Source organism: Clostridium zeae, from assembly GCF_017312485.1.
GTDB lineage: Bacteria > Bacillota > Clostridia > Clostridiales > Clostridiaceae > Clostridium_AR > Clostridium_AR zeae.
In genome coordinates, this window is record NZ_BMBA01000001.1 from 1,641,833 (window position 1) to 1,654,337 (window position 12,505).

The 12,505-nt window shown below is 30.4% G+C and carries 11 protein-coding genes; 1 reads left to right on the top strand and 10 read right to left on the bottom strand.

All coding sequences use genetic code 11. From position 1 onward, the window contains the following. The first annotated feature begins 289 nt into the window (after nt 1–289). Nucleotides 290–1,297 carry a polysaccharide deacetylase family protein gene (locus J3477_RS07655; RefSeq protein ID WP_228731230.1) on the top strand — a complete coding sequence of 336 codons (1,008 nt, stop codon included), beginning with the start codon at nt 290–292 and terminating at the stop codon, nt 1,295–1,297. A 294-nt stretch (nt 1,298–1,591) separates the two neighbouring features. On the opposite strand, the gene J3477_RS07660 is transcribed toward J3477_RS07655, so the two are convergent. From J3477_RS07660 to J3477_RS07700, 10 genes are all read right to left on the bottom strand, one after another. After that, nucleotides 1,592–1,957 carry a P-II family nitrogen regulator gene (locus tag J3477_RS07660; RefSeq protein ID WP_200272677.1) on the bottom strand — a complete coding sequence of 122 codons (366 nt, stop codon included), beginning with the start codon at nt 1,955–1,957 and terminating at the stop codon, nt 1,592–1,594. Between the two features lie 32 nt (nt 1,958–1,989). After that, entirely contained in the window at nt 1,990–3,222 is a 1,233-nt protein-coding gene (locus J3477_RS07665; RefSeq protein WP_206869127.1) for an ammonium transporter, read from the bottom strand. A gap of 460 nt (nt 3,223–3,682) precedes the next feature. Beyond that, nucleotides 3,683–4,474 carry an EFR1 family ferrodoxin gene (locus J3477_RS07670; protein ID WP_206869129.1) on the bottom strand — a complete coding sequence of 264 codons (792 nt, stop codon included), beginning with the start codon at nt 4,472–4,474 and terminating at the stop codon, nt 3,683–3,685. Nucleotides 4,475–4,492: 18 nt separating this feature from the next. Beyond that, the gene (gene recQ, locus J3477_RS07675; RefSeq protein ID WP_206869131.1) at nt 4,493–6,730 is read right to left on the bottom strand and encodes a DNA helicase RecQ; all 2,238 of its coding nucleotides are present in this window, start codon (nt 6,728–6,730) and stop codon (nt 4,493–4,495) included. 372 nt (nt 6,731–7,102) lie between these two features. Continuing rightward, nucleotides 7,103–7,900: an ABC transporter permease gene (locus J3477_RS07680; protein WP_206869133.1), complete on the bottom strand. Its 798-nt coding sequence runs from the start codon at nt 7,898–7,900 to the stop codon at nt 7,103–7,105. After that, nucleotides 7,884–8,681 carry an ABC transporter permease gene (locus tag J3477_RS07685; RefSeq protein WP_206869134.1) on the bottom strand — a complete coding sequence of 266 codons (798 nt, stop codon included), beginning with the start codon at nt 8,679–8,681 and terminating at the stop codon, nt 7,884–7,886. Before J3477_RS07685 ends, J3477_RS07680 begins: the two co-directional genes overlap by 17 nt. Continuing rightward, on the bottom strand, nt 8,665–9,669 hold the full coding sequence (locus J3477_RS07690; protein WP_206869135.1) for an ABC transporter ATP-binding protein: 1,005 nt from the start codon (nt 9,667–9,669) through the stop codon (nt 8,665–8,667). The genes J3477_RS07685 and J3477_RS07690 overlap by 17 nt, the downstream gene beginning before the upstream one ends. 388 nt (nt 9,670–10,057) lie before the next feature. Further along, nucleotides 10,058–10,180: a hypothetical protein gene (locus J3477_RS26280; RefSeq protein ID WP_284691985.1), complete on the bottom strand. Its 123-nt coding sequence runs from the start codon at nt 10,178–10,180 to the stop codon at nt 10,058–10,060. A 129-nt stretch (nt 10,181–10,309) separates the two neighbouring features. Further along, the gene (locus J3477_RS07695; protein WP_206869136.1) at nt 10,310–10,792 is read right to left on the bottom strand and encodes a hypothetical protein; all 483 of its coding nucleotides are present in this window, start codon (nt 10,790–10,792) and stop codon (nt 10,310–10,312) included. 70 nt (nt 10,793–10,862) lie between these two features. Then, nucleotides 10,863–12,422: a 2-isopropylmalate synthase gene (locus tag J3477_RS07700; RefSeq protein WP_206869137.1), complete on the bottom strand. Its 1,560-nt coding sequence runs from the start codon at nt 12,420–12,422 to the stop codon at nt 10,863–10,865. Nucleotides 12,423–12,505 lie beyond the last annotated feature (83 nt).

Here is a 12,505-nt window from a genome sequence, read left to right on the forward strand (position 1 = left end):
GGACAACTTTAAACTTAAAACTATTTATTGAAGATGTTATTTTCAAGTTAAAAACTTTACACTATCCTAATGAACATGGTTAAACCTAATCTTAACTCTTTGTACATCATCTTTCTAAAATTCTACCATGAAGCCATATGAAATAAGTAACAACATTGTAATAATATCTCTATTCCCTTTTCAATTTCTTAAGCATATTATAAATTATCAATATTAAAGCACCATATTGAAATTAACAGGCTAGCAATCAGACAATTACTTTTCATTTGGGGAGGTAATAAGTTTAATTATGTTAAAGATTTTTAAGTTTGTAAATAAGACTTTTACAAAACTTATGAAGATGTTTAGGTTCGTAGTATTTTCAATTATTTTTATTACTCTAGCTCTAATACTTTCCACTATAATCCTAGTCGATAGGTATCTCATTAGCAATAATTATAGTCTCACTGTCACACAGGGTGATTCTTCGTATCTCTATAACGAAAAGAATGTTATAACTAGCTCCGAAAGTACAAATACTACTTTTAACTTCAAGTATCTTGAGCTAAACTCTATACTATCTTCTAAAAATATTTCCGACTCCACTTATACTAATCCTCCTGTTAATGATATAAGTCCTATAAATCCAACTAAAGCTTCAACTAGGTTTGAAGATGCTCTCTTAGAGGATGGTAAGAAAACTGCCTATTTAACCTTTGATGATGGTCCCTCAACTACTATTACTCCAAAAGTGTTAGACACATTGAAAAAATATAAGATAAATGCAACATTTTTTCTATTGGGCAACAATATACAAAAAAATGATCAAAGTAGAAACCTAGTAAGCAAGATATATTCTGATGGTAACTCTATCGGAAATCACACCTATTCGCATGATTTAAACAAGTTATATCCTAATAACAAGATAGATACAGACTACTTTATGTCAGAAGTATATCGAACTAATACTATTTTAAAGGACATCCTAGGAAATAAATTCAATACAAGGCTTATAAGACTACCTGGTGGATACATGAGTAGATCCTATTATCATGATCCCAATCTTCCACACTTTGATCAACGATTAAAACAAGAAAAATATCTCTCTGTAGATTGGAATGCCTCTGACTCAGATGCAGAAGGAAAGAAAAAGAATTCACAAGAATTACTTCAAATGGTAAAGGAATCAGTGTCAAATAAGAATAAAGTAATCATACTTATGCACGATACCTATGGCAAAGAAGAAACAGCAAAAGCCTTGCCTAGCATAATTGAATATCTAAGCACTCAAGGCTACGAATTTAAGACATTAGAGTAATTTGTTTTTTTAATGGCTATATTCAACACGGTGATTTACAGAGACTAGAATAAAAAAGTCGCTGAAGCGTCCTTCTTCAGCGAGCTTTTTTTGCGCATCTGCCTTTTCTGAACGTATGTGAGGAAATTCTGGCAGGCGAATAAGTTCTATTTTTTACTGTATAGCTATAATAAACTTCTGAAAATATTGAAATATCTAATTTTAACTAAAATTAAAATTTTATAATTTCTTTTACAGTAAAAAAATCGAACAGGAATTAATCCCGTTCGATCTTTTTTGTTGAGTAAATAAAATTTATTCTTTTGAATACTGAAGCGCATCTCTTCCTTCTTGTCCAGTGCTTATTCTTATAACATTTTCCACATCATAGACAAAAATCTTTCCATCCCCAATTTTTCCTGTATGAAGTATCTTCTTAGCTGTTTCCACTACTAAATCAACTGGAACATCACAAACAACGATTTCTAGTTTTATTTTAGGAAGTAAATTCATTTCTACTGCTAAGCCTCTATAATATTCCTTATGACCTTTTTGCATGCCGCAGCCTAATACATTAGATACTGTCATCCCTGTTATGCCAATAGCACACAATGCATCTTTTAATTCATCAAATCTAGCAGGTGATATTATTATGTCAATTTTGCTAAGTTTTTCTCCCATTTATATAGCCTCCTTTTCATTCATATTGCTAATTAGATAATTCCACCGTAAGCATCTTCACCATGTTGTGATACATCTAATCCTGCTTGTTCATCTTCATCTTTTACTCTTAAAGCTGATACTGCATTCATTACTTTTAATATTATAAATGTAATTATAGCAGAATATGCAACTGTTGCCAGTATAGCAACTAATTGAGCACCTAAAAGATGTAGATTTCCGTATATTAATCCATCTGCTCCTGCTGAATTTACTGCTTTTGAAGCGAATATACCAGTTGCTATACCACCCCAGATACCGCCTATTCCATGACATCCAAATGCATCTAAAGCATCATCATATCCGAATTTTTTCTTAAGAACAGTTACAGCATAGAAGCATACAGCTCCACCTATAAGACCAATTGCTAAAGCTGAGAAAGGTGTTACAAAACCAGCACCTGGAGTTATTGCTACTAGTCCTGCTACAGCTCCACTAGCTATTCCTAATGAAGTAACCTTCTTTCTGTGTAAATACTCACATAATCCCCAGCTGATTGCTGACATAGCAGCTGATGTATTTGTTGTTATAAATGCATTAAGTGCAACATCATTTATAGCTAAAGCACTTCCTGCATTAAATCCGAACCAACCAAACCATAACACTCCTGCCCCAAGAACTGTCATTGGTATATTGTGTGGAGTTATTGTTTCTAATCTCTTTCTCTTACCTAGTACTATTGCGAAAACTAATGCCGAAACACCAGAACTTATATGAACAACATTACCTCCTGCAAAGTCTAATGCACCAAGATTTCTAATCCAACCACCTACACCCCATACCCAATGTGCAACAGGATCATACACAAAAGTACTCCAAAGTAGTATGAATACTGCAAAAGATAAAAATTTAACTCTTTCAGCTACTGCTCCAGATATTAATGCTGGAGTTATTATTGCAAACATAAGTTGGAATAACATAAACGCTTGATGAGGTATTGTAGCTGCATAATCAGCATTTGGTGCAAATGTTACACCATTTAATCCTAAGAAATTGAATCCTCCTAGAATTCCCCCAATATCTGTTCCAAAGCATAATGAATATCCAATCAGAATCCATTGAATTGATACTATTGCTACTGCTGCATAACTATGCATTGTAGTACTTAGTACATTTTTTCTTCTTACCATTCCTCCATAGAATAATGCAAGTCCTGGAGTCATCAGCATAACTAATGCTGTTGCAAAGATTACAAAGGTCGTATCTGCTCCGTTTACCCCGTTCATAAAAATTTCCCCCTTTTTAATATTATTTTTCAGTAGTTAAAATTATTAAACTACAAATTTAAAATTTAAATTATTTCATGTTCTTATTTTATAAATCTTAAAGGGGGGTATCAACAAAATGCTAATTTTTCAACAAAAAACAGCACTTTTTTATGAAAATAAGATTTTACTAACGTTTTCATTAGTATGTATTGATTAAATTAATATTATTTCATATTTTATGACTATAATCATTGTATTTTAAGAATAAACTTGATATAATATTTATCTTTATTAAATACAAACTGTAATTATTAATATTATAGTTTCATAAAGAGTAAATAAAAAAATCACTAATACATTTTTCATTAGTGATCCTTTTACAAGTGTGTATATCCAAATAAAAATAAGGAAATTCCGTCCTTTAAATTAATTTTATTTTTACTTGTAGTTAGATTTCAAACTTCATAAATAATTATGATTATCTAATTACTAATTCATTTGCGCTTATATTTTTATTATTATATCTTTTCCTTTTCTCTGTTCCTTTTCCGTATTGTATCGCTTTAACAGGACACCAATTTATGCATGCTAAACATTGTGTACACTTGTCTCCCCATACAGGTTTTACACTAACTTTTATAGTATTTGAAACACAAATCTTCTCGCATAATCCACAAGAAGTACAGTTACTGTTTACATAAAACTTTTTTGTATTATTTAGTGCAAACTTGTTAAAAAGAGGGCTAACTAGCTTTGTTAAAGGCTTATCGTAAAAAGCATTTACACTTTCAAATACGTTTGCCCTTCGACTTTTTATGTTTTCACTTATATATTCTATATACTCTTTTGCTTTGCTAAGCTTCTCTTCAGTAATCTTCTCATTATCAATATCTGAAGATATAATATAGTTATTTGGCATGCGAACCACAAATCCACTATTTAAGTTCATATTTTTTTCCTTTATTAATTTTCCAAAGGCTTTTAATAAATTTCCACTATTTCCTCCACAAGTTGCTATAGAATAGATGAAATTATCTTTATAATTTTTTAATATTAATTTATCTATAAAAGCTTCTACAACCTTAGGTGTTGCCCAAGCATAAGTTGGAAAAACAAAGCCTATTGCTTCATTTTCTTTTAAGCAATAAACATATTCTTCACTAGAAGCATTTATTATTGATGCTATTGACGTATAATCATCGCCTATATTTTTAGCTATAGTCTTAGCCACATATAGTGAATTACCTGTACCTGAAAAGTAAAATATCATTCCATCACCCCATAAAAATTATATTGCTAGTCTCTTCTTTAACAATGCCACCTTTATGTGATCATAAGTTATGGTGTCATCAACTTTTTCTTTTATTGGTTTAAGTTTATCAGCCCCAACTTCTTTGACAACTTCTAGTATAACTATTTCTTGCTCTTTACTAAGTATATCACTAAAATCTACTGAAAAATCTATTTGATTTCCTTCTAAAGCATACTGCTCTAAATGGCTGCATACTGTAGAAATAGTTATTTCACGCTCTTTTGCTATATTTAACAAACTAAGATTTTCTCTTAGCATTTCAATTGTTAACATATATGATTTTTTCTTTCCTTCTTTTTGTTCTTTTGCTGTTTTTCCCTTTTTAGAAGTCTCTTCATCTAAATCCGTTGGTTCATCATTACTCTTTATACTCTTTTCTTTCTTTTTGTATTCAAATTGAACTTCAATTTTATTGCTTTCCACATATTCTAAAACTACATCAAGAAATCTTTCTCCATACTTATTTAACTTTAACTCTCCTACACCGGATATATCACTAAGCTGTTCCATAGTTTCAGGGAATCTTCCACTAATTTCTTTTAGAGTTGCATCACCAAAAACTATATATGGTGGAACCTTTTCTTCTAAAGCAATCTCTCTTCTAAGATTTCTTAATATATCAAACAATGCATTATCTTCAACAATCTTGCTGGTCTTTTGAATTTCTTTAAACCAAACCTCTTCTTCTCCTCTAAGCACTGCCATTGACTTTTCATTAAGCCTTACTACTGGATACTCTCCTTCATCATAGCTCAATATCCTATGTGAAACTAAAGTGTTTATGAAGTTTTTAAGATCATCCTTTGAGTAATCTCTCATTATTCCATATGTTGTAAGTCTATGAAAACCTAGATCTTTTATCTTTTTATTTTCTGAGCCTCTTAAGGTATCTATCAATACCGTTGCTCCATATGATCTTTTCATCCTGTACACACAGGATAGAACTTTTTGGGCATCTAAGGTTTTATTTGTAAGCTCACCTTCTACTTCACAATTACTGCAGTTATTGCAGTGTGTATCATACTGTTCTCCAAAATAATTTAATATATATTTTCTGTAGCAGTCATTACTATAAACCAAATCAGTCATATTTTGAAGCTTCTTATATTCGTTAGCTTTTCTAGCCTCATTACTAGTTCCGATATCAATAATATATTTTTGTGTATGTATGTCCCCTGGAGAAAATAAAAGTATAGCCTCACTCTCTTCTCCGTCTCTTCCCGCTCTACCAATCTCTTGATAATATCCTTCTATATTTTTAGGCATATTATAATGAATAACATATCGAATATTGGGTTTATCAATTCCCATACCAAAAGCATTTGTAGCAATCATTACATTATATCTATCATAAACAAAATCTTCTTGGTTCTTACTTCTTTCATCATCACTTAGTCCAGCATGATATCTAGTACAACTTATGTCTTTATCATTGAATTGATCATAAAGAGAATCGACTTCTTTTCTTGTAGCGGCATAGATAATTCCGGCCGAATCTATATTTTTCTTTATAAAATCAACTATATATTTCTTTTTATTAATTCCTTTAACAACATTTATCTTTATATTTTCTCTATCAAAACCAGATATAAAAACTTTAGGTTCCCTTAATCCTAAAAGCTTTATTATATCTTCTCTTACTTCATTTGTAGCTGTTGCAGTAAATGCCGCTACTATAGGTCTTGTTTTTAATATACCTATAAAACTTTTAATAAATCTATAACTGGTTCTAAAATCATGTCCCCATTGTGATACACAGTGGGCTTCATCTATAGCAACAAAACCAACATGCACTTTTGAGACTAAGTCCAAAAACTGTGAAGTTTCCAGTCTTTCTGGGGCTACATATAGTATTTTCAAATTCCCTGATAATGCTAATTGAAAAATTTCATCTATTTCTCTACTTGATAAGGTACTATTTATATATGCTGACTCAATTCCTATATCTCTAATTGCATCTACCTGATCCTTCATGAGCGATATCAAAGGAGAAACAACAATTGTAAGGCCTTCTACAATCATTGCAGGTACTTGATAACATATAGATTTTCCTCCACCTGTTGGCATTATGGCTACGGCATCATTACCTTTTAGGATCTCTTCTATTATTTGTTTTTGTCCAGCTCTAAAAGAACTATATCCATAATATTTATTTAATATCTCTAAAGCTTTATCATTTAAATCTGTAATATCCTTATTAAAATCTAAATTCATTATTAATGTTACTCCTTCTATAAGAAACCTACTCGTATCATATTAAAGATTATATCCAATTTTTTCACTGTACAACGCCCTTATATCATTATGTTTTTAATTATATCACAACTTCATTAATTTAATTTTTTATGTTAAAGAATATCATTCAACATTATAAACAACCATTAAACAAATAAAGAAGACTGACTCTTCATAATTTGTAAAGTCAGTCTTTTAAATACAAATACCACCCATACGCCATGTAATATGACAAAATTATATTATTTCTTTGCGAAGCCTCATTAAAGCATCGGATGTATAACCATTCAATTTCACCCTGGTTCTTTAACATCTCCAAGTTCTATGTTTCTTTGTGAAAGCTTACACTTTTTATAGCTTATTTATTATCAAGTTACCAGATTCATACTTTTTCAGTCCTTTATAGAACGCTGCGTAGGCAATAATTATCCACACTACAGTAACTGCTAAAACTTCTAATGCTTTTATTAATGAAAAATTTATTACAATCTCTGCCGGAATATAAACCATAAATACCGTTGGTATAGCTGTATAAAGTACATACTTTACCGCACCTTTAAATATTCCTTCTGGATATATTGCAAAACTAATCATAAATTCAGTCACAAGCTGAGCTAAACTTTCTAAATTTCCCGCATAGAAACTAAAACTATGACAGGTTATAAGTACTGATGCAAATATAAGTGCTCCTGTAATGCAAAATAGTATAAACAACATAAAACTTTTAATATGAAACCCATTCATGATAATAAATAATATTACTCCATAAAGAGTATCTCCCCATGCTGAAACTATTGTTTTAGAACAAAGTATATTTATTAGAGCATCCTTAGGTTGAAGAAGATAAGTATCTAATTCTCCATTTAGTATCATTTTTGTTATATTTCCTACATTACCAAAAACTAAAAAACTTACACCAAAACTAGTGGACATTATAGACCAAAGCATCATAACATCCTTAAATCCGTAGCCTCCTATAGAATTTACATTTTTAAACAATACCCACCAGAAAAATATAAACGCAGAATTATTTAGTATCATTCCAAATACTTGTACTAGAAAACTTACTCTATACTCCATAACAGCAGATAAGTTGAATTTAAAGTAATATAATATTAATTTTATTGATTTTCTAACCTCCATTAACATTTAAATTCCTTGCCCCCTTTCTATACATTGTCGCTGACAGCAAAATAAATATACAAAGGTATAGAAGTTGAATCATAAACTGCCTTGAAAAATCATAAAAAGAAAAATTAACTGCTAATTTTGCAGGTACATAAGTTACGTAGGAAAAAGGAAGAAAATTAGAGATATTCTTTAGCCATTTAGGGAAAAGTTCTATAGGCATAAGCATTCCCCCTAATGTAAAGATAAGTTTTGAATAAATCCAAAAGAAAGCATTATTATCTTCAAACCAAAATGAGGTTAGCGCAATAGTTATATAAATAAAAAAGTTTATTATACATCCCACTACCAATGATATGAATATAAAAGGTAAAGTAATTAAGTTAAAACTATTAAGTGGACCTACATATATTACTCCTATTATTACTCCTATAATAGCATTTGTTAATAGTTTAATTCCTAATTCCCCCACAAAATATGAAAAACAATATGCAATGTAATTATAAGGCTTATTTAAAAGATAGGCTATATTACCGGTCTTTACATCATCATTTACTTGTAGATGAATATCCGTTCGTGATAAGGTTACAAGTTCTGTAAATATCAAGTACCATATCATTTGATTTAAACTAAAGCCTGCTATTAAATTGCCTTTGCTGCCATAAATATTCTTCCAAAGCATCAAATATATAAACATTATAAATACAAAAAATAAATTTTTACTTATAAAGTTCCAAAAATAAACCAGATTATTAGACATATTTATCTTTGAAATCTGAAGATATTTACGAATTAACCGCATACCCATCCCCCTTCCTATTAGCTTTATATATATGTGATATTATGTCTTCTAATGGAGGGTCTGATATGGTTATATCCTTTACCTTACCTTTATTGATTAAACAATTTAAAACAGCCTCAATATCTTGGTTTGAAGTGTCCACCTCTACCTTTAAAGCACTATCCTTTTTCTTAATTACATTAAATTCCTCCTGAAGCAAATCAATATGGCAATCGTATTTTATATCTATAACTTTCTTGTTTAGATAGTTATGTTTAAGATCTTTTATACTTTCATTTAAAACTATCTCTCCATGATTTATTATTATTGCTCTTTTGCATAACTGCTCTATATCACCTGAATCATGGGAAGTCAAAAATATGGTTGTCTTTTCTTCACTATTTAATCTAAGAATTAGATCCCTTATATTTTGCTTTACTACTACATCTAATCCTATTGTTGGCTCATCCAAAAATATTATATCTGGCTCATGTAGTATGGAAGCAGCAATCTCACACCTTATCCTCTGACCTAAGGAAAGCTTTCTAACTGGAATATCCATAAGCTCCTCTATCTCAAAGATCTCTTTAAGAAAATTTATTCTTTTTTTCAATTTATTTTTATCCATATCATAAATATTTCCCAGTAAATTAAAGCTATCTATTGGAGGTAAATGAAACCACAATTGCGACTTTTGTCCGAATACAGTTCCTATCTGATAGCTTAACCGCTTTCGCTCTTTTGCAGGATTCATACCTGCAACCTCTATATGCCCATCAGTTGGATGAAGTATTCCTGTCATCATTTTTATAGTAGTGGATTTTCCTGCTCCGTTTGGCCCAATAAAGGCTAGTATTTCACCCTTTTCCACAGTAAAAGATACATCTCTTACCGCTTCAACCTCTCTGTATTTTGGTGAAATAATAGAATTTAAACTTCCTCTTAATCCTGGTGCCTTAGTTTTCACCTTGAACTTTTTGTACAAGTTCCTTACTGTAATTATTTCCACATATACCATCTCCTTATATTGATGTTTAAAAAACAAAAAAAAGCCCAAAAGACAAATCTCATCTTGAGACTCGTCCTTTAGGCTTTTATCCTAAAAGTGTAGAAAAAATCCTGTATCGCTCGGACCAGACGTAGTTACACCGGAACCCTAGATACACTCTCATATTAAAGTTATTATACATTATTTGTAAGCAGTTGTAAACGCCAATTCACATCTAGTTCACACTTTTGTAATATTTATACAAATTTAAAGAAATAATTGCTACATCTTAAAAATATATAATTTAAAACAAGTACATTATTATTTAATATGTCAGTTTTTTATTATTTTAAAAAATAACTTTTCATAATTCTGCCTTAGCTCAAGATTTACTTAAACTTAAGCTATATTATAATCTAAATCTTGATACTATATCTCTAAGACCTTCTGCGCTTTCTCTACTTTTTAAAATACTATCCTCTATTACCTTAACCTTATCCACAACTTCAGAAGTAGCGCTAAATTCATACATTAAATTATTTACTTTTTAGGATTTTAAATTTAAATATATTTAATCCCATAATTTCAATACGGTGCTTTATCAGCTCAAAAAAATAAGTAGAAGCATCATCCACAATATTAAATGAATCGATGCTTCTACTTATTTTTCAATCGCTTTATTTCGAAGGTTTTCTAAATCTTTTATATGTTGTTTTTCTTCTTCTATTATACTAGTAAGTATCTTATAGTTCTCAGTCCCTATATCAGCTTGTGATTTTACTAAGAGACCTCTTATGCTTAAAACTAGAGATAATTGTTCCTTTTGAAATTTCAATGCGATATCTAAAACATCTTTAGTCCTAGTACAATGCAGATTACTCTTTTTTAAGCTTATAAATTCATAAATAAGCTTAGCAGCTTTATCATAGGTGAAGAAATCTATCTCTATTTCCTTGTTCCCATTAATTTTACTCTTCATCTCTTTGTATCTTTCAGAATGTCTTCCATGCTTTTTAGCGAAAACTCTTGCTAATATCCTTACTCTTTCGTTAATGTCCTCATTACTAGCTAGTATTAGATATCCTTCTTCCGAATTTTTTTCTATAACAATTAACTTTTCCAATAAATCAATAATAGTATACATTTCATAACATCTCCAAAAACATTTGTTCCCTAATAAATTATACACTATTTTTTAAAACTTTCCATACACTCTAATTATATTTTATTTTGTCCATTAGAATATTATTTAGTGCATTAATAAAAGCCATTGCACTAGCTTTTATTATATCTGTATCTATAGCTCTAGAAATATAATTTTTCTTATTATGACTTAGGTTAATCGTCACCTTTCCAAGTGCTTCTTTACCTCTTGAAATACTGCTTATTTTATACTCTTTTAAATCTACATCAAGCTCAGCAACTTCTTTTATAGCTGTATATAAAGCATCTACTGCACCGTTACCTATACTACTCTTTTTGTAAATCTTGTCTCCTCTCTTAAGCTTAACACTGGCGGAGGGAAAAATACTATTACTTATTACCTGAAGATCTACAAGCTCATAAAGATTTTTACGCTTCTCAATTATTTCATCGCCTAAATCAGTATTTAAATCAACAATGTCTTCTATAAGAAAGTAAATATCATAGTCGTATACTTCTTTCTTTAATTCTACTATTTCTTGGAACTTATCAAATATATGATTAAATTCTTCATCAGTAAACTTTTCAAATCCCATCTTTATGAGCGCATCTCTAAGTTCACTTTTTCCAGAATGCATGGTCAAGATTATATCTGAGTCTTCTCTTCCTATGTCTTCTGGATGAATGATTTCATACACATCTCTACTCTTTATCGCACCTGCCTTATGTATACCGGAAGAGTGTTTAAAGGAATTTGCTCCCACAATAGGCTTATTTGCTGAAACATCTAATCCCATAATATAACTTACAAGACTAGAAGTTTTCTTAATTTCTGTAGTTATTAGGTTAGTATGAGCTTTATAATAATCTTCACGTACCTTTAGTGACATAGCTATTTCTTCTATGGCAGCATTACCAGCTCTTTCTCCTACACCATTTATAGTTCCCTCTATCTTGTCCGCACCATTTTTTATAGCCGCTAAAGTGTTTGCAGTGGCCAGCCCCATATCATTATGGCAGTGTACGCTCAAGATAATGCTATCATTTAGATTTTTTAATCGGTAATTTATTTTATTTATCAACTGACCGAATTCCTCTGGAACTCCATAACCAACTGTATCTGCTATATTGATTACTGTAGCACCTGCTTTTACTGCATTTTCTATACTGTTCCATAGATAATCAAAATCTGCTCTTATTGAGTCTTCAAAAGAAAATTGTACGTCATCACAAAATTTCTTTGCATACTTTATAGCCTCTTCACTTTGTAGCAATATCTGCTCTCTAGTTTTTCTAAGCTTCTTATTAATGTGTATATCTGAAACTCCTAAAGATATATGAATCAAAGGATTTTCTGCGTACTTTAAGCATTTATACGCCAGATCTATATCTTCTCTTACAGCTCTTGCTATTGCAGATATTGATGTGTGGCTACCAAGTTTCTTTGAAATGGTCTCTACTGTCTTAAATTCTTGAGTAGAACTTGCCGGAAAACCTGCATCTATTATATCTACATTTAAATTCTTTAGCTGATCAGCTATTTTTAATTTTTCATACAGATTAAGCTTCACACCTTGAACTTGTTCACCATCTCTCAAGGTAGTATCTAGTACCAAAATTTTCTTTGTCATATATCTAACCCCCAACTTACTATAATAAAAAAATATGCCCAAATTGATCAGACATATCTTTTAATTCTTTTATTTTTCTACAG

Bases quoted from the DNA above. Each gene is read 5' to 3' on its own strand.
- recQ (WP_206869131.1), bottom strand. From the start codon at position 6,730: ATGAATTTAGATTTTAATAAGGATATTACAGATTTAAATGATAAAGCT.
- J3477_RS07660 (WP_200272677.1), bottom strand. From the start codon at position 1,957: ATGGGAGAAAAACTTAGCAAAATTGACATAATAATATCACCTGCTAGA.
- J3477_RS07680 (WP_206869133.1), bottom strand. From the start codon at position 7,900: ATGTTAATGGAGGTTAGAAAATCAATAAAATTAATATTATATTACTTT.
- J3477_RS26280 (WP_284691985.1), bottom strand. From the start codon at position 10,180: ATGTATGAATTTAGCGCTACTTCTGAAGTTGTGGATAAGGTTAAGGTA.
- J3477_RS07655 (WP_228731230.1), top strand. From the start codon at position 290: ATGTTAAAGATTTTTAAGTTTGTAAATAAGACTTTTACAAAACTTATG.
- J3477_RS07695 (WP_206869136.1), bottom strand. From the start codon at position 10,792: ATGTATACTATTATTGATTTATTGGAAAAGTTAATTGTTATAGAAAAA.
- J3477_RS07665 (WP_206869127.1), bottom strand. From the start codon at position 3,222: ATGAACGGGGTAAACGGAGCAGATACGACCTTTGTAATCTTTGCAACA.
- J3477_RS07685 (WP_206869134.1), bottom strand. From the start codon at position 8,681: ATGCGGTTAATTCGTAAATATCTTCAGATTTCAAAGATAAATATGTCT.
- J3477_RS07670 (WP_206869129.1), bottom strand. From the start codon at position 4,474: ATGATATTTTACTTTTCAGGTACAGGTAATTCACTATATGTGGCTAAG.
- J3477_RS07700 (WP_206869137.1), bottom strand. From the start codon at position 12,422: ATGACAAAGAAAATTTTGGTACTAGATACTACCTTGAGAGATGGTGAA.